The sequence below is a fragment of the Parapedobacter indicus genome, assembly GCF_900113765.1.
In the GTDB taxonomy this organism is placed as follows: domain Bacteria; phylum Bacteroidota; class Bacteroidia; order Sphingobacteriales; family Sphingobacteriaceae; genus Parapedobacter; species Parapedobacter indicus.
The window spans coordinates 227,931-247,371 of sequence record NZ_FOQO01000009.1; the positions used below are offsets into that span (position 1 = coordinate 227,931).

At 45.5% G+C, this 19,441-nt stretch carries 12 protein-coding genes; all 12 read right to left on the reverse strand.

Annotated features, from left to right (window positions below):
* Positions 1-26: 26 nt before the first annotated feature.
* On the reverse strand, positions 27-1,706 hold the full coding sequence (locus BMZ56_RS18445; RefSeq protein WP_090629163.1) for a GMC oxidoreductase: 1,680 nt from the start codon (positions 1,704-1,706) through the stop codon (positions 27-29).
* A 102-nt stretch (positions 1,707-1,808) separates the two neighbouring features.
* Positions 1,809-3,026, reverse strand: coding sequence for a nucleoside permease (locus tag BMZ56_RS18450; protein ID WP_090629164.1), 1,218 nt, complete (start codon positions 3,024-3,026; stop codon positions 1,809-1,811).
* Positions 3,027-3,029: 3 nt separating this feature from the next.
* A complete protein-coding gene (locus tag BMZ56_RS18455) occupies positions 3,030-3,953 on the reverse strand; it encodes a hydroxypyruvate isomerase family protein (protein WP_090629165.1) in 924 nt (307 codons plus the stop codon).
* Complete coding sequence (locus tag BMZ56_RS18460; protein ID WP_245893290.1) at positions 3,950-4,969, reverse strand: FAD:protein FMN transferase; 1,020 nt, start codon at positions 4,967-4,969, stop codon at positions 3,950-3,952. Before BMZ56_RS18460 ends, BMZ56_RS18455 begins: the two co-directional genes overlap by 4 nt.
* A complete protein-coding gene (locus BMZ56_RS18465; RefSeq protein WP_090629167.1) occupies positions 4,969-6,288 on the reverse strand; it encodes a Gfo/Idh/MocA family oxidoreductase in 1,320 nt (439 codons plus the stop codon). Before BMZ56_RS18465 ends, BMZ56_RS18460 begins: the two co-directional genes overlap by 1 nt.
* A gap of 29 nt (positions 6,289-6,317) precedes the next feature.
* Entirely contained in the window at positions 6,318-7,166 is an 849-nt protein-coding gene (locus BMZ56_RS18470; RefSeq protein WP_245893291.1) for a formylglycine-generating enzyme family protein, read from the reverse strand.
* A gap of 403 nt (positions 7,167-7,569) precedes the next feature.
* Positions 7,570-10,461, reverse strand: a complete 2,892-nt coding sequence (gene infB, locus BMZ56_RS18475) for a translation initiation factor IF-2 (protein ID WP_090629170.1) — start codon at positions 10,459-10,461, stop codon at positions 7,570-7,572.
* A 110-nt stretch (positions 10,462-10,571) separates the two neighbouring features.
* Positions 10,572-11,810, reverse strand: a complete 1,239-nt coding sequence (nusA, locus tag BMZ56_RS18480; protein WP_090629172.1) for a transcription termination factor NusA — start codon at positions 11,808-11,810, stop codon at positions 10,572-10,574.
* A gap of 2 nt (positions 11,811-11,812) precedes the next feature.
* Positions 11,813-12,283, reverse strand: a complete 471-nt coding sequence (rimP, locus tag BMZ56_RS18485) for a ribosome assembly cofactor RimP (RefSeq protein ID WP_090629174.1) — start codon at positions 12,281-12,283, stop codon at positions 11,813-11,815.
* Positions 12,284-12,387: 104 nt separating this feature from the next.
* Positions 12,388-13,167 carry a LexA family transcriptional regulator gene (locus BMZ56_RS18490; RefSeq protein WP_090629175.1) on the reverse strand — a complete coding sequence of 260 codons (780 nt, stop codon included), beginning with the start codon at positions 13,165-13,167 and terminating at the stop codon, positions 12,388-12,390.
* A gap of 519 nt (positions 13,168-13,686) precedes the next feature.
* Positions 13,687-16,800, reverse strand: coding sequence for a peptidase MA family metallohydrolase (locus tag BMZ56_RS18500; protein ID WP_317048202.1), 3,114 nt, complete (start codon positions 16,798-16,800; stop codon positions 13,687-13,689).
* A gap of 171 nt (positions 16,801-16,971) precedes the next feature.
* Complete coding sequence (locus BMZ56_RS18505; protein ID WP_090629180.1) at positions 16,972-19,323, reverse strand: penicillin-binding protein 1A; 2,352 nt, start codon at positions 19,321-19,323, stop codon at positions 16,972-16,974.
* Between the last annotated feature and the right edge of the window lie 118 nt (positions 19,324-19,441).

The window sequence follows — 19,441 nt, forward strand, 5'->3', positions numbered from 1 at the left end:
TTTTATCATGCGTTATATCGTACGCATCACAGGTTTCCCTTTTTCAATTCTTGTGTTGCAAAATTCACTGCCCGGGCGGTTAGCGCCATATAAGTAAGCGACGGATTAACGCACGCTGCAGATGTCATGCAAGCACCGTCTGTCACAAAGACATTCGGCGCATCCCACACTTGATTATTGACATTCAGTACCGAAGTTTTGGGGTCTCTTCCCATCCGTGCCGTACCCATTTCGTGAATACCCTGACCAAAACCATATCCGTTATCATAGGTAGCAACATCCTTTACACCAGCCACTTCCAGCATCTCAGCGCAATCGTCCATCATATCTTTACGCATTTTATGCTCATTTTCCTTGATCTCCATATCCATTGCAAGCACAGGCAACCCCCATTTGTCTTTCACTTCTTTATCTAGGAAGATACGATTTTCGTGATATGGCAGGGTTTCTCCAAAGGCTGTAAAGCCTACCGACCAGTCCCCTGGTTCGCACATCGCGTCTTTCCATTCACCCCCGATGCTCATCTCTGCGACCTCTCCGCTCCAACGGCCCCTACTGGCAGATCCTTGATAACCGAATCCGCGGACGTAATCGCGTTTGTCATCACCAACGTTACGGAATCTGGGAATGTAAAGTCCATTGGCTCTTCGGCCATAATAGTATTTGTCTTCGTATCCTTCAACCCGCCCTCTCGCGCCACAGCGGAAATGATGGTCCATGGCATTGTGTCCCAGTTCGCCACTGCTGCTACCTAATCCGCCTTCCCACACGTCGGTGGCCGAATTCATTAAAACCCACGTTGAATTAAAAGCAGAAGCACAAACGAATACGATTTTTGCGAAATACTCGTACGTTTGATTGGTTTCCGCATCCAGTATTTCTACTCCTTTGGCTTTCTTGGTGTCCTTATCATATAGGATACGTGTAACGATCGAAAATGGGCGAAGCGTGAGGTTGCCTGTTGCCACAGCTGCCGGCAACGTAGACGATTGTGTGCTGAAATATGCGCCAAAATTACACCCCAACCAGCATTGGTTCTGGTATTGGCAATTAACCCGTCCCTCGTGAGGCGCAGTGAGGTTAGCTACGCGCCCCATAATAAAATGGCGTTTTCCTTTGTAATGCTCTTTGATCCTGGCTGCGAGATCCTTTTCAACCACATTCATCTGCATGGGCGGAAGAAAATCGCCGTCGGGGAGCACATCCAACCCGTCACGATTACCACTAATACCGGCCCACTTTTCCGCATAGCTGTACCATGGGGCAATGTCTTTATACCGGATAGGCCAGTCGGTGCCATGTCCGTCTTTCAGATTAGCTTCGAAATCCAAATCGCTAAACCGGTAGCTTTGCCGACCCCACATCAGCGAACGACCGCCGACGTGATATCCGCGATACCAATCGAAACGCTTTACTTCTACGTAAGGGCTTTCTTTTTCATTGACCCAAAAATCTAGATTTTTCTCATTAAGCGGATAATCTCTGCTCAAAACCGGATAATCTTCGATCATCTGCTGCGTGCGCCCACCACGGTGTGGAAACTCCCAAGGATGTTTCGTTGCCGCCGGGTAATCTTTTACGTGTTCCACATTTCGCCCACGTTCCAACATAATGGTCTTTAATCCCTTCTGCGTTAATTCTTTCGCAGCCCAACCGCCACTAATTCCTGATCCGATAACAATCGCATCATATACATTATCTGCCATAGTTTGTTATAGTTTTGTTTAGTTACTTTATTTGTTTCCTTTAGCTTATTAAAGGTACTATTAATGACGTTATTGTTCAATTTTTATTGTTACTTTGCGGAATTAAGCTTGTTGAATAACTTTCCCGTTTTGCTGGCTATCTCTAAAGAGAAGCAAGAACAAAATGGTCACCAACAATGCAATTCCTGCCGGAATTAGCCAAATCGTCTTCCAGTCATGGCCGCCAGCAATCGTATAGGCATCCACAATTGGACCGGACACAAAAGCTCCGATCATCATACCCACTCCATACGTGGCTAACGTAACCAACCCCTGTGCTGCAGATTTAAACTTCTCACCCGCCAGGTTATCGGTATAAATTTGACCGGTAACAAAGAAAAAGTCATAACAAATTCCGTGTAAAGCAATTCCCGTAATCAACATCCAATAGTTTGCGCCGGCATCGCCATAAGCAAAGAGCACATAACGAAGTACCCATGCAAGCATTCCTATGGCTAACATTTTCTTTACCCCTAACCGGATAAAAAATACCGGAATTAACAACATGAACAATGTTTCGGAAACCTGCCCCAGCGATTGAACGCCAGCCGCAGCTTTCATACCGGCCTCATTGAAGAACTGATTAGCGAATGTATAATAGAATTGAAGTGGGATGCAAATTGCGATGGAGGAGAGAAAGAAAAGCAGGTACGATCGATGCGTAAGCAAGCGGAGCGCATCCAATCCCAGGATTTCACTTATGGAAGTTTTTTCACCTTTTTTAACCGGGGGTGTAGACGGCAACGTAAAGCTGAATAGACCTAAGATAAGAGAAGCCACACTTGCCATCTTAAAAGTCAATGCAAGTTGGTTAGCTTGTTCCCAGCCCAACCAACCAATGATCAGTCCTGCAATAATCCACCCAATCGTACCTAATACCCGGATACTGGAAAATTCCCTGCTCGGATCCTTCATCTGGCGAAACGAAATAGAATTAACCAACGCCAATGTGGGCATATAGAGAATCATATATACGACAATCACGGGGAACAACCCATCAAACGTGGTTGATGAGGAAGCAATCCAAAGCAAAATTGCCCCAGCAAGATGAAGCACACCAAGTATCCGTTGTGCCGAGAAAAATTTGTCCGCTATCAAACCGATCACAAAGGGCGCAATGATTGCACCTATGGATTGGGTCAGGAAAGCTAAACTTGTTTGAAATCCGGTTGTACCGAGATTCCTGCTCAGAAACGTCCCCAAGGTCACGAACCATGCTCCCCAAATGAAAAATTCGAGGAACATCATAAAAGAAAGTTTAATTCTTATGGTTGCGTTCATAATTTACTGGAGAAAATTATCCACTTCGCGGTATGCAGCGATCAGTTTCATTTCCCCTTCCTTGCCTGCCATGGATTTGCCGTGCTCCATACCGACGACGCCACGATAGCCCTTATCATAAATATGCTTAAACAAATTTTTGTAATTGATTTCACCCGTTGTCGGCTCACGTCTGCCGGGATTATCTCCCGTTTGAAAATACGCAATTTCATCCCAGCAACGATCAATGTTGGCAATGAGATCGCCCTCATTACGTTGCATGTGATATACGTCGTACAGGATTTTGCAAGAGGGACTGTTCACTCCCTTACAAATCAGGTAAGTCTGAGTGGACGTACGCAAAAACAGATCCGGGGTATCACTTAACGGTTCCAATACCATCACAATTCCGTGTGGTTCCAATATTTCAGCGCCCCGGCGCAAGGCCTCAATTACGTTCGCCGTTTGGATATCCAACGGGATTTTACGCGTAAAATCCCCGGGTACAACCGTGGTGAATTTGCCGCCACACCGCTTCGCTAATTCTACCGCTTGGTGGCATCCTTTCAAAAAAATATCCACGTATTCCTGCTTTCCCTCTGTCAGGGTATTGGCCCCGTTGCCCCCCTTGTTGAGAACAAACACGCCCATTTCCATCCCCAATTTGGCTAATAACTTACCGATCTTCTCTTGTTCCTCTACCGAACGACCCGAAAATCCATTATCTTCGATTCCTCGGAAACCATGATCGTAAGCAAACTGAATCTGGTCAAGAATATTTTTTCCCGCGTGATTCTCAAACTGCCCCTGATGGGGGCCATAGTTCAAATTGAAGGGCTTATTGTCTTGCCCATTGATTGTACGATCTCCTTGCGCGTACAATGAGTTACCACCGACAACCGCTCCTGTTGCCAACAGTGAATTTCGGATAAATCCAGCTCTGTTCATTTGTTAATAGCTAATAGTTTTTTAAATCCAATACTCATGGTGTCGCGCACCGTCCCCGATGTGTCTTTGTAAATCACAAAAACTTCCAAGCCTTTGCGCTTATTTACGAACGTAATTGATTCTTCTGCTTCCATCGCCATAATTACATTATCATAGCCATCCGCGGTTACCGCATCTTTGGCATAGATGGTTGCACTAATAATACCGGTATCAAATGGATACCCCGTCCTGGGATCGATGTGGTGCGAAAACTTACGTTTACCATCTTGTAAAAACTTCCGGTAATTTCCGGCAGTGGTAATGGCCCCTTCACGGATTTCCATCACATCGTTGATGGTAACAACACCGCTTTCTCCATCAAGGGGACGTTCAATTCCAATCCGCATGGGCAAGCCGTCTGGTTTGGGGCCCTTCACCCGCAGTTCGCCGCCGAGCTCCACTACATAATGTCGTATTCCTCGATCTTCCAAAAGCCCAGCTAGTACGTCTACGCTATATCCTTGGGCGATACCATTCAAATCAATCTGTACACATGGGCTTTTCTTTTCTAAACGGTGACCTCTAAGCCTAATCTTATCCATCCCCGTACAAGCTAACGCTTGGCGTACTTCACCACTATCTGGAAAGTGGTCAACCGCCTTAACCCCAAATCCCCAAAGTTGTACCAACGGTGCGACCGTGACATCAAAAATGCCTTTGCTGTCCCGCTTTATCGCAAATGATTTTATTAGTACGTTATAAAAATGGTCATCCAGTTCGAAAACTCCTTGTCCACCAGCATTTATTTTGTTAATAAGCGAATAAGGCTTATATAATGACATCGAGCTATCAATGACATTCAATGTGCTATCTATGGTGTTTTTGTGGATGCAGCTATCAGTCGCATAGTATGTAATCAGGTAATCTGTGCCTTGCGCGTACCCTATAATCGTGTATTTTTTCAGGTTTTCCGTGGTTTTGCCGGCCCAAAAAAGACAGGCAAAACCAATTATCAGAAATATCCACTTGGCTTTCACTACAATACAACCGTTTGACCCGGTATTGCGTAAGGATACAATCCATTTTCGTCAGGTAAGACCTTCGGCAAAGCATCCCAGGCAAAGCGCTCGGGCATCAGGTTCACATTAGATTTCAGCGCATCATCCCACTTGATAACCTGGCCAGAATAAGTTGCCAATCGACCGATAATTCCCGTAAGGGTACTATAAGCTCCGTACTCTGCGTTATCAAATTTATACTCGCCCTTGGCAATAGCATCGAACAATTCTACGTGTTCTTGTTCATAAGGGTTGGCGTTGCCCCGCTTGGGGTGGTTATAAAGTTCGTTGCCTTTCGAATCCCATAGAGTGGCATCATTTGCCGCAGACAGATAGATTCGTCCCTTTGTTCCTTGAAACGTTTCATCCACGCGGTTGGAAGTACCTTCAAAATGGCGGCATTGGCTGTATATGACTGAGCCGTCCGCATAGGTAAGTTCGACGGCATGGTTATCATAGATTTCACCATATTCCTTTCCATTTCTCCATGCTCTACTACCGGTACCTTGGATAGATACCGGGTAACTTCCTTTCACCCAATTGGCAACATCGATGTTGTGCACATGTTGTTCCACAATGTGGTCTCCACAGAGCCAATTAAAATAATACCAATTACGCATTTGGTATTCCATTTCGGTTTGTTCGGGTTTACGCGGACGTACCCACACGCCGCCACTGTTCCAGTATACTTGGCCCGATACAATATCACCGAGGGCTCCATCCTGAATGCGCTTAATCGCTTCGCGGTAATTAGCTTGATAACGACGCTGCAATCCCACCACCACATTGAGCTTTTTACGTTTTGCCTCTTCTGCTGCTGCCAACACTCGCCGTATGCCCGGTATATCCGTGGCAACTGGTTTTTCCATAAAGATATGTTTACCTTGCCGCACCGCCTCTTCGAAATGAATGGGTCTGAATCCAGGAGAAGTAGCCAAAATAACTACGTCAGCCAGTGGAATCGCCTTTTGGTATGCATCAAATCCGACGAATTTACGGTCCTCAGGCACATCCAGCTTGTCCGCGTGACGTTCGGATAGTTTCTTGTACGCTTCGTCCAACCGGTCTCTAAAGGCATCTGCAAGCGCTACAATCTTGATATTGGCTCCCGACGCCAGCGCATTAAATGTTGCGCCTGTACCCCGGCCTCCGCATCCGACCAGTACCACTTTAATCGTATCATCGACACTCGCGTGCGCACCCATGAAAGGCATCCCACTGAGCACGGCACCACCGGCCAATACGGCCGAAGTCTTCAGAAAATCCCGGCGTTGTCCGCCTACGCTTTTTTTATCCATCTTGTGTTAGTTTATCTAATGGTTAATACTCAATAATCTTCTATCGGTGCTTTGTCATAGTACGCCATGATCTCTGCGTCTGATGGTGGATTTAACGGCCGTACCAAGCGAACACCTATAAAAGGTGCTTCGGGAAACCACCAATTGCTTTTTGGTATTTGGGGATCCAATTGTTTCCAAAAAGGATCGGAAGGCAAACGCGACGCCGATCGTACATCCTTGGCGTCGTCTTCAAATGATCCACCCCGGATTGCATGCGGATAAAGTTTCTCTGGAACAGCAATTGGATTGTCTGCGACCTTCCCTTCAAATTGTTGGTAAAAATCTTCGACATATTGGTCGTATGTCCATTCCGCGACATTGCCATGCATGTCAAAGAGTCCCCAGGCGTTAGGCTGTTTTTGCCCTACCTCATGGGTTTTACTGTCACTGTTGCCTTTATACCACGCATATTCGTCCAATCGGGAAGCATCATCACCAAAATAGTATTCCGTACTGCTTCCGGCCCGGCAAGCGTATTCCCATTCTGCTTCCGTAGGCAGCCGGTAAAATACACCTGTACGCACGTACAACCATTTACAGAATTGAATAGCGTTATATTGGGTCATCGCCAGTGCAGGATGGCCGTCCTTTCCCATGCCAAAGGTCATATCCAGATAAGGCTTTGTCGGACGGGTAACCGCATCAACTTCCGGCGGAATACTTCCTCCGCTCCGTACTCGTTCGAAATCTTTATATACAAAGGGTTCGAACAGATTCCAGGTAACCTCGTATGTTCCCATCCAAAAAGGAGCTATCTTTACTTGGTGCACCGGCTGCTCATCCGGATTCCCTTTTTGACTTCCCATCGAAAATTCCCCGCCCGGAATCGCCTCCATTGTGAAATTGAGGGTAGTACCCTCAACTTTTTGTGTGTACGATTTAAAATCTTCTTGAGCTATTGCATGACTTGTCAAAAACAAGCCGGTGAAAAATAAGGATTTAACAGACATTCCAGTTATAATCAATCAAAATTGGTGGCTGAATTTAGTGTCTTTTTGTTTAAATGCAAAATGTAACCCTTTTTTTAACTTATACCCATCTCCCAATTTAGTACAAAAAACATCCTTATAACACAAAAAAACCGCATATACCGTGTAAATAATACACTATGGATAATTTCTTCATGTGGAAAACTTTTTGAAAATCGGTTAGCGGAGATTGGGGTCACCCTGATAAAAAAAAGCTCGCATCAACGTTGTGATGCGAGCGATGGCATTTTTTTTGTAATACAGCTAGTGGTTAGAGTTTACGTTTCACTTCAACTTGTTCGTAGGCTTCTATAATATCCCCTACTTTTATATCGTTGAAATTCTGAATATTTAATCCGCATTCATAACCTGACGACACTTCCTTTACATCGTCTTTGAATCGTTTGAGTGATGCCAAATGCCCAGTATAGACCACTACTCCGTCGCGTATCACGCGGATGTTATGATTACGGTTAATTTTACCATCCAATACCATACAACCCGCAATGGTTCCTACTTTACTGATTTTAAAGGTTTCGCGGATTTCTACGTTGGCCACAATCTTTTCTTCATACTTGGGCTCCAGCATTCCTTCCATGGCTGCTTTGACTTCCTCGATTGCATCGTAGATAATTGAATATAGACGAATATCAATCTGTTCGTGTTCAGCCAGTTTACGGGCGCCCGTAGACGGCCTAACCTGGAATCCGATAATAATTGCATCCGAGGCCGAAGCCAATAGTACATCAGATTCAGAAATCTGTCCAACGGATTTATGGATGACGTTCACCTGGATTTCTTCGGTCGAAAGCTTAAGTAATGAGTCAGATAGCGCTTCGATTGAACCGTCCACATCACCTTTAACAATCACGTTAAGTTCCTTGAAATTACCGATGGCCAGACGCCTACCGATTTCATCCAACGTAATATGCTTCTGTGTACGCAGTCCTTGTTCGCGTTGTAACTGAAGTCTTTTGTTTGCCACTTGCCGTGCCTCGACTTCGCTCTCCATCTCATAAAATTTATCTCCGGCGGTTGGTGCACCGGCCATGCCTAATATTTGCACGGGAGTGGACGGACCGGCTTCAATAACTTTTTGTCCACGTTCATTGTGGAGGGCTTTCACTTTACCACTGTGGGAACCCGCTAATATGGCACCACCTACCCGAAGTGTTCCGGAGAGAATCAATACTGTGGTAACGATACCCCTGCCCTTGTCAAGGCTGGCCTCAATAACCGAACCAACCGCACGTTTCTTCGGATCCGCCTTCAATTCAAGCAGTTCGGCTTCAAGCAAAACTTTCTCCAGGAGCATATCCACATTTTGTCCTGTTTTACCGGATATTTCCTGACATTGATATTTGCCTCCCCAGTCTTCCACCAAAATATTCATCGCGGAAAGCTGCTCACGGATTTTGTCCGCATTCGCACCTGGTTTGTCGATTTTGGTAAATGCAAATACGATCGGAACACCTGCTGCCTGCGCATGATTAATTGCCTCTCTTGTTTGTGGCATCACCGCATCATCCGCTGCGATCACAATGATGGCGATATCCGTTACCTGTGCGCCGCGTGCACGCATGGCAGTAAAGGCTTCGTGTCCCGGAGTATCCAGGAAGGTAATTTTTCGTCCGTCATCCAATGTCACTTCATACGCTCCGATGTGTTGCGTTATACCACCCGCTTCACCGGCAATAACATTTGTTTTACGAACGTAGTCAAGCAAAGAGGTTTTACCGTGGTCTACGTGCCCCATAACGGTTACTATAGGTGCGCGTGGCACCAAATTAGCTGGATTATCCGGCTCCTCCAGTTCTGTATTTTCTTCGTCTTCTGGTTTGACAAATTCGATTTCATACCCAAATTCGTCGGCCACAATCGCAATAGTTTCCGCATCCAGGCGCTGATTAATAGATACGAATAGGCCAAGACTCATACATGTCGCAATAATCTGTGTTACAGGCACCCCCATCATATTAGCCAGGTCATTTGCCGTCACAAATTCGGTCACCTTTAACACTTTGGACATCATCTCTTGTTCCAATGCTGCTTCCTCAGCCGAGTGTGCAATATCGTCGCGCTTTTGGCGGCGGAGTTTTGCCCGTTGGGCAAATTTGCCCGACTTTCCAGCTCCGCTAAGACGCGCTAACGTTGCTTTTATTTGGTCCTGTATCTCTTTTTCAGACGGTTCTTCCCTGGTTTCGGCGGCATGCCTGGGTTTACCTTTAAAGTCTGGGCGTCCCTTACCTCCTCCTTGGGGAGGCACATTGGTCCCCGGGCGCTGGGGTGGGCCCGATTTATCTTTGCGCTTGCGTTTACGCTTGTGGTCATGTGCAGTAACACCCGATGAACTGGACGAAGAGGCGACCGGCTTTTCTTTGGGTTGGTGAGCAGCCAAATCAATACGTCCAACCACGTTTGGCCCCGCTAAACGCTGTGCACGTGCTCGTATCACTTCGTTCTGTGGTTCAGGCGTTTGCTCTTTCGCCTTCGGCGGAGTTTGCGGTACTACATCCTGTTTATCTTCCTGTTTAGCTTTTTCAGTAGCTACAGGTTGAGTTTCTTCCGCAATAGGCTTTTCCGCTTCCGCTTCTTTTTCTTGCGGTTGTTCGACCGGGGTCTGTGGGGGTTGTTCCAGCACAGGCTCTTCTTTTACCGTCGGTTCCTCCGGCTGCTGAACAGGCGCTTTCTTTTCCTCTTCTTTATCCTCCTTTGGACTTTCCTTCTGGGATCTTCCTCTACGCAGATTATCCAAATCGATCTTGCCAACGATCTTCATGCCAGACACATGCGGCTTTTCGTCAGCTTCCACAGGTTCTTTTTCCGGTTCAGTCGCTTGCCGAAGATCGGGCGTAAATGCGCCCGTATTCTTTATCAAAATCTCCTCAGCATCGTTATCTCGTTGCGGTTTGGGCATAACAGGTTCAGCAGGAGACTCTTCACGGCGGATCTTGCCAATGATAATCTGATTGGCCTCTTCCTTCACAATCTTATCACCCTGGAATTCCCGTAACAGAACATCGTAGGTATCGCTATCCAATTTAGTTCCCGGTTTGGGTTCAACATCGTAACCATTTTTAACCAGAAAATCCACAGCGGTACCAATACCAATGTTCAATTCTTTTGCTGCTTTCAGCAATGTTATGCTCTTTCCTTCTGACATTTAATTTCTTTATCTCCTGTTTTGTATCGATACAAAAGTATATTTTTTTAAGCGTTTATTGGCAAATAATTAAAAAAGCATCCTTCTGTAAGTCCTTCTCCTCGATCCGATCATTCAAATTCTGCTTGCAATACCTGAATGATCTCATGGATCGTATTTTCTTCTAAATCCGTACGCCTCACCAAATCATCGACAGAGAGTGCCAGCACAGACTTGGCAGTATCTAAGCCAACGCGCTTCAGTTCATCGATGATCCAGCCATCAATTTCATCTGCAAACTCTTCGATATCCACATCTTCTTCTACCTCTTCCGCTTCCCGGTATACGTCAATTTCATAACCCGTCAGCTTTCCTGCAAGCTTGATGTTATGCCCGCCGCGGCCGATTGCCAGCGAAACTTGATCAGATTTGAGATATACGGCCGCTGTTTTGTGTTCGTCATCCAACTTAATTGAACCGATACGGGCCGGGCTCAACGCCCGCTGTATATACAGTTGCGTATTATTCGTAAAGTTAATCACGTCGATATTTTCATTCCTCAATTCACGGACAATGCCATGGATACGAGACCCTTTCATACCTACGCACGCACCAACAGGGTCAATACGGTCATCATACGATTCTACCGCCACTTTAGCTCGCTCGCCGGGCTCGCGCACAATTTTCCGAATGGTGATCAGCCCGTCAAATATTTCCGGAACCTCCAATTCAAACAAGCGTTGTAAAAATTCGGGAGCGGTACGTGATATAATAATCCGAGGATTGGCATTCACCATCTCAACCTTATGAACCACCGCCCGGATACTATCGCCCTTCTTGAAATAATCTGCCGGAATTTGTTCTGTTTTCGGCAGGATCAATTCGTTTCCATCGTCATCCAGCACTAATGTTTCCTTCTTCCATATCTGATAAACCTCACCTGTAATCAGCTCTCCCTCCCGGTCTTTGTATTTCTTGAAGACCTCGTCTTTCTCTAATTCCAAAATCTTTGAAACGAGCGTCTGCCGCGCAGCCAAGATGGCTCTGCGGCCGAAGCTTTCCAACGTAATTTCTTCGATATAATCGTCGCCTACCTCCAAATCCGGATCGTATTTCCGCGCATCGGCCAATTCGATTTCCAAGTCATCGTCCTCGGAAAAACCATCTTCAACGACAACCCTTGTACGCCAAATTTCCAAGTCGCCGTTATCCGGATTGACAATGACGTCACAATTTTCGTCGGCCCCATATTTTCTGCGAATCATGCTTCGGAAAACCTCTTCCAACACACTGATGACAGTAGGGCGGTCGATGTTTTTGAACTCTTTAAATTCTTGAAAAGAGTCAATTAAATTGATATTATTGCTCATTTTTATTTAAACGAAATTAACACCTTTGTTGTCTTAATAGCTCCAAACGGAATTGTGCTTTGGTGTTCGACAGCCTTCTTCCCTTTTTCCTTTATTTTTTCCTTAATAATAATGTGTTCCTCGGTAATCTCCATCAATTCGCCTTCTTTTGTTATCCCCTCATGTAACAAAACCTGCACATTCCTGCCCACATTTCTTGGGTACTGCCGCATTGAAACAAGAGGCGCATCGATACCGGGTGAAGAAACTTCCAACCGATAGGCATGAGAGATGGCATCTTCCTCTTCCAGTTGAAACCCCAGGTAACGACTAATTTCAGCACATTCCTGTATACCCACGCCGGTATCACCATCTACCAACACTTCCAATCGGCCACCCGGGTGCATTTTCACCCCTACCAAAAACAGATCTTCCCGGTCGGCAATTTTTGCCTCCACCAATGCTTTAACCCTATCTTCTATGGATACTGCCATTCGCTTACAATGAAAACCATGAAAAAAGGGGACTATTGCTGTCCCCTCTCTTCCAAGATGATGCAAAGATATGTAAAACCTTTGAAAAATAAAAATCTAAAATCCTACGAATCGCGCTTATCCACTACGTTACTAATGGTTTTCTGCATCTGGGCCATCATGGTTGTCAACGTTTCCATCGTAGGTTCAGGATTGGGTTCTGGCAATTGGGTGCTGATATATGCTTTTGCCCGCCATATTTCCAGAATATCGGCAGCCGGAACCCAATAAGGCTCGTATGTTTTGTTGTCGGATACCAGTTTTAATCCTTTTTCTTCCTTATACTTAAATGCGATCCGTTTATACACAACACCGTCGTTGCGGGATATGACCACATACGTCTGCCCGGGTTTTATTTCATTCCAATTTTCGAGATATTCCGCAATTACTACACTTCCGGGTTGCAAGGGCAACATGGAATCTCCTTTGATCTCAAAGGCTCGGTAAGTGCCCTGCCGAAACATTGGCAAACTGAATCTGGGTAATTCGGCAACATATTCTGGGTCCGAATAGCCGTTTAGGTATCCTGCACTAGCCTTTACAGGTACCAACTGGATATTTTCCCGATCGTCGCCATCTACTGTAATACTTAATACCCTCACATTGGCCGCGTTGCCTCGCGGTGTGGGCTTCCATTTATCGTTGATTGTCTCATTTGCCAGTTCGTCCATCGTGAGTTCATAGAAATCAGCAATTTTCTTTAGTAATTCGTATTTAGGATCAGCCCGGCTTTCCTCGTAGGCCCCAACAGATGCGCGCTTAATCCCCATTTCATCCGCAAATTGTTGCTGGGTAAGCTTCTTCTTTTTACGAAGGTATTTAAGATTGTTAGCAATCGTAGACATAAAATTTAAAATAAATTTGAAACAACTAAATTAATTAGTATTATTGTGCCAATAAAGTTAGCAATTAATATTTAAGTACAAAAAATAATCAGTAAATATTTTTTCACACAATGAAGACCTACATTTATATTCTGACCGATTGCAACCGCACTTACCTACATGTGGGGATGACAAACGACCTTAACGAGGCTACAGACGCGTATAAAAGCCTTTCAGGTTTTTTCGTTGATTCATGTTCAAAAGTTTCCCGGATAGTGTATCAGGAATTACTGCCCTCCGAGGAAATGGCGCTCAAAAGATTTCAGGAATTGAGCCAATATACACGCATGCAAAAGGAACGTCTTATTCGCAAACACAATCCGAACTGGATTAATTTAAGCTTCTATATTTCGAACAAATTGTCCGGGTTTTCGGCGCTTACTTTGCTTCGCCCGGAATCAACCGCTCTTCGTGCCCGCGTTGCTTATTAACGTAGCATGGACATACCAACAATCCAGCTTTTTGCGGTGGCTTAAATCGCTACCAACCTGGCGCAAAATTAAGCCCAAATGTCCCGAAACGTACATCTGTACGCTGAAACGGAAATGCATAATAGGGTTCTAATATCATTGCTCCGAACAGATTGACACGCAAAGAGAGGCCCGCACTTAGTGCAGGAACGCGCTCGTAGACGTCTACTGCCTGTCCACCGGGTCCTTGGATCGTTTCCACGTATCTGGGTGTGCCGCGAAACGCAACTTTTGAATCACTATTCCAAGCCAAACCCGCATCGAAGAATAAATTCAAGTCAGAAAACAGCATTCCGGACCGTATGGCGGCCAATTTTTCAGGACCGGTGAATGGGAGTCTCACTTCAAAATTAAACACCGCGATACGGGTTCCCATCAGACTATTAAAATTAAATCGCTCGTCTTGTGAGCTTCTGAATGAGGCACTTTCGTACCCTCGGATTAGGTGTGGATATCCCAGGAACAATGGGTAAAGCGCATTCTCATGACGGCCGGCGCGCATATAGGTATAAGCCCTTGCGGCGATGGTGACGGGCTGATATCGATTATATTTGCGTACATCAAGTGTATAAGCCGTAAAATTATAGTCGCCGAAATACTGTTCGGCTCCCACCCGATAACGATATCCCTGCAAAGGCGCCGCGATGCCAAATACTGCATTGTCACCCACAAAAGATGTGTTCACCTGCTGGATCACAAATGCATTGAAATTACCTCCGAATAGTGCACTTGCTTCATCGTTTGTAACTTTATCTCTGCCCCCGTAACCGTAATAGTAGCTTTGCCACCATCGATCCACGCGGTAACTGTAGCGGGCAATTGCCCCGCCTACCTCAAATCGATGGTTTCGGGAAAATGGATAGGCACCGAACGCCTCGGCTTGTTGCTGGAATGTCCGGATAATATACGTATCCAAAATGGGTTCTTCCCCATTTCCCACATCGCGATTGCTATAAAAAGAGTATCCTGACATATATGGAATGTGTGAAATTGCACCACCCCAATTGATTCGGCTTTTTTGGTTAATATAAGCCACCTGCCCCCCAAAATCATAAATCTCACCATTAATGGATAATGCTGCAAAAATCTGATTGTGCCCTAAAATATCCGAAAACATGCCTTGGATACCGCTGGCGATTCCTGCACCGTACCGGCTACCGACAGCCAGCCCCATACCGCTATTAGCCAAATAGTCCAGTTTAAAATTTGGTTTATACGGAACGTCAGAAATTCGATTATCTCCAATCCGCTGGAAAAGGTTGAAATTATTCAGGTTAGCATTGACAACGTCCACACCGAGATTCTCCGGCGGAGGAAGCATCGCAGCGTCAAAATTAACTACGTAGGGATCAACTTCGACTGCTTTAAATTCGTCTTCCTTGGCATAATAAAGCGAATAGGCGTTGTTGCGGAAATAGGAATACAATACATCCCCGTTTGCCGATAGACTTAGCGCCGGCGAATACTCAGTAATACCGCTGATACCGGTAAAATACTGAGTTAATCGCTCTACTTTGCCGTTTTCCAGTGTATATCGATACATGTTACGGAAACCGTCGCAATTGGATAGGAAATATACTTGGCTGTCATCTGCCGAAAACTGTGGATTTAAGTTATTAGCTCCCTGAAATACATTGATATTAGTGATTTCTTTTGTTCCCAAATCGATTATTGCCATATTCATCGGAATATCCACACTTCTGGAGTCCGATTGAAGTGACACGCGGTCTGTACTAAATACAATTCGCTTTCCGTCACGCGAAAAGCTAGGTTGGTAATCTGAATATCCGTCGTTTGTCAGTTGCTTAAGTTGTTTTGCTGCGATGTTATAGAGATAAATATCGCTGTAGCCGTTCTTCAATCCCGAAAACGCAACGGTTTCTCCATCGGGCGACCACGCGATGTTGGCAAACTCAGTAATGTCACCCATCGCTGCCAACACCAATTCCCTGCCTGTTTCCACATCGACGACCATCAGTTTGCTTTTGCCCCGGCTGAACACGCTGAAGGCGAACTTGCGGCTGTCAGGAGAAAATGCACCGGAAGATTCGATAAAGCTATATTCATCGATATCTTCATTAGTCAGTTTACTGCTTAGCTTGCGAATATTTCCACCTGTGTGGGCATCAGCCAGAAACAAGTCAATGCTGAATAGATTTTTTTCAGACAAAAATGCCATATGTTTCCCATCGGGGGAGATTGCTGGGGACACATTCATACGCCCGGAATTGCTGCTGTTGATAACCGATCGTCCCACCGGCGTCACCGCGGTATCAACGGGCAAACTGCTATACGCGTTTTCCATGGTATTTCTCCACAGATTGGAAAGTGTTTGCGCATCATACCCAAATACACGTCTGATGCCCAATTCGTATCCATACATGGCGGTGGCTTTGAACAATGGCATAATAACGGTATCTCCATACGTGGATCCGAGATATGCCCAAAAAGCCTGCCCGTAACGATATGGGAAATATTGGTTCGGATTTTCAGTCATCGCACGCAACGACGGTATGTTATGGTTCAAATAAGCATCGCGCATCCACATTGCCGTAAATGCATCTTTCTTTCCGATAGAAAAATACTCGGCCATTCCCTCCACCATCCACAATGGAATATTTCCGATATTTTCCAAGCGCGTGGAGTCCCCACCTTCGATCAAGACCCTATATTGGAAAGCATGCACCAACTCGTGCCCTAGCACATGTCGGGTTTGGTGATTGATCTGCATCACCGGAAAGACGACCCGATTTTTGAAGGCTTCCGTAACCCCACCGGTTCCCACACTTATTTCACCTTGTATCGCCGTGGTTTGCTGGAATTCTGGATGGTTACTATATAAAATAAGTGGATTTTTCCTTGAGAAAGTATCCCTGAACACTTGCTGATGCAACTCATACCACACTTCTGCGTCTTTGGCGATCCACCTAACCATCGAATCATTTTGAAGGTAATAATGGAGATTGAAGTGTGGCGTTTCATACACTTTGAATTTAAGGGATTTATACCGCATTTTATTTTGACCAAAATATTGGGCATGGACGTTCACTGCGGTTAAGCTGACGATCATAAGACCAAAGACATTCAACGCAACAAGCCGGACAAATCGATTAAGGTAAGTCATGGAAAATGGGTGTATAATACTTTGTAAAATTAGAACGAATATCGGTGAAAAAGTTTAATTACTGGCAACATATTATTTTTCGTTATTTTCATCTATTTTTTATTAGCTGATGAGAGCTCGAGTAAATAACCGAGCTTGCGAGCTCATCGAAGATAATCATTTCCTTGTGTGTCACTCGGTTCTATTTTCTGGCGGTGTTGGTGCAACAATTTCCAATTGTTTTTCGATCTCCTCGATATCTGTGGGTATCTCCAATGGCGTGTCAGGTAGACGGAGCGGCGCAAGGCTGTCCAGCGACAGACTATCCGGACGCGGCGTACGGGGGCTTGGGCAATTATACTTCCGGGTTATCGCCACGGTTGCATCAGGAAATGGGCCGTATCCATACGCGAGCGAATCGTCGTGATAAACACGCTCCATAAATCTTCCAAATACGGGCAAAGCCGTACGGGAACCCTCACCGGTCTGTGAATTTCTAAAATGAATGCTCCGTTCGTCGCAGCCGATCCAGACGCCAGTAACCAGATCTTTTGTTACCCCCATGTACCATCCATCAACATAATCGGAAGAAGTTCCCGTTTTACCTCCAATCTGGTTATTATTTTTCCACAGATCCCATTCCCACAACCCTTGGGATGTGCCTTCGGGCTCTTCCATACTTCCCCGAAGCATGTACCCCATCAACCAGGCAACTTCTTCGCTGATAGCCTGTGAAGCAGTTGTTTTAAATGTAGCTACTGTTTTCCCATGATAATCTACTATTTTCGAAACGAGTACCGGCTCAACACGTCTCCCTCTATTCATAAACGTGGCATAGGCATTTACCATTTCAAACACGCTAACATCATTGGATCCCAAGCTTACGGAAGGGACGGAAGCCAACGGGCTGGTTATCCCACAACGGTGGGCGGCATCGACCACCTTGTCCCACCCTACTTCTTCGGTTATCTGTGCAGTGATTGAATTGACAGACCGCCCCATAGCCCAGCGAAGAGACATTTCCCGGCCACTGAATACCCAGTCTGCATTTTTAGGTTCCCAGATTTTCTCTTCCCCATTTTCTGTGTAAACAATGCGCACAAATTTATCCGTATACTTATCGCAAGGGGACTTCCCCGCTTCCAATGCTGCTAGATAGGCAAATGGTTTGAAGGTAGAACCGGCTTGGCGTTTGGATTGAAAAACGTGGTCATATTTGTAATAATGGTGGTTAATTCCGCCCACCCAAGCTTTGATTTCGCCGTTGTATGGATCCATAGACATTAATCCTGCGTTGAGCATTGTGGCATAATGCGCCAACGAATCCAACGTCGAATAGTGTACTTCCTTAGGTCCCTCCCAGGTAAATACTTCCATCGTCTTGGGGAGATTCAGGTAGTAGTATATGCTGTCGCGGTTATCCGCGTACTTCTCTACCAACTGCTGATAGTAGGGTGTCCGTTCAGCTAATTTCTCCAAAAAGCCATCGATCACATTGCCTTCGGCATCCCGCCAGGGTTGCTCGCCCTGCCAGGCATTTTCCAGCCGTTGCTGCAAGGGTTTCATTTGTTCGGACACGGCATCTTCGGCATGCTGCTGTACGCGTGAATCGATGGTTGTATAAATCTTCAGGCCATCGACGTAAATATCATATCCGTTCTCTTCGCACCAAGAAACAAGCCACCGTTCGACTGCCGTACGCAAATAGGAATCACCGCTACCCAGCTCGTCAATTTCCCCTGGCCGCAGTCCCAACGCAGCATTTTTGGCATCATTATATGTTATATCGGAAAGAAAACCAGCTTTATGCATTTGGGTGAGCACAACATTACGCCGTTCCTGCGACCGGTCAGGATTGCGAATTGGATTATAGAGCGTAGTCCCTTTTAACATGCCAATAAGCACTGCTGCTTCAGCGGCAGTTAAGTCTCCGGCCTCCTTACTGAAATATCGACGGGCCACCGTTTTTATTCCGTAGGCATTATTACTGAACGACACTGTGTTCAGGTACATGGTGATAATCTCTTTTTTGGTGTATTGGCTCTCAAGTTTATAGGCTGTCATCCATTCTTTAAACTTGACTACCAAAATATGGACTCCGGGTATTTCTCCCAACAGCCCAATCGATTGGTTATACCGGGTCCGGTATAGATTCTTTGCCAGTTGCTGGGTAATGGTACTGCCGCCCCTCCGATCACCCTGTGCAGTAGAGACAATACTTGAAAAGATGGCCCAGAAATCCACTCCATGATGCTTGAAAAAGCGGATGTCTTCGGTTGCAATCAATGCGTTGACAACATCCGGCGAAATGCTGTCGTAGGGTACCGGCGATCGGTCTTCTTCGAAATACCGACCGATAAGAACACTATCAGCGGTATACACTTCAGATGCGATGCTTTGGATGGGTTTGCTAATATCCCTGGATGTTGGGGAATAGCCAAATAGCCACAAGAAATTTACCTCCACCGCACATATAAGCATTATCAAGGAATAAATAATGATAACAGCATAGCGTATGTAACGATTGCGTATTTCCTTAAACATCCGGTAAAGATGAAGAAATGTTTTGACATACTATACGGTTGGCCAACAGTTTGTGCTACAATTTCATTGTATTATTTCTATAAAATCTTATTTTGCAACCTGTTTACTTTCACTCATT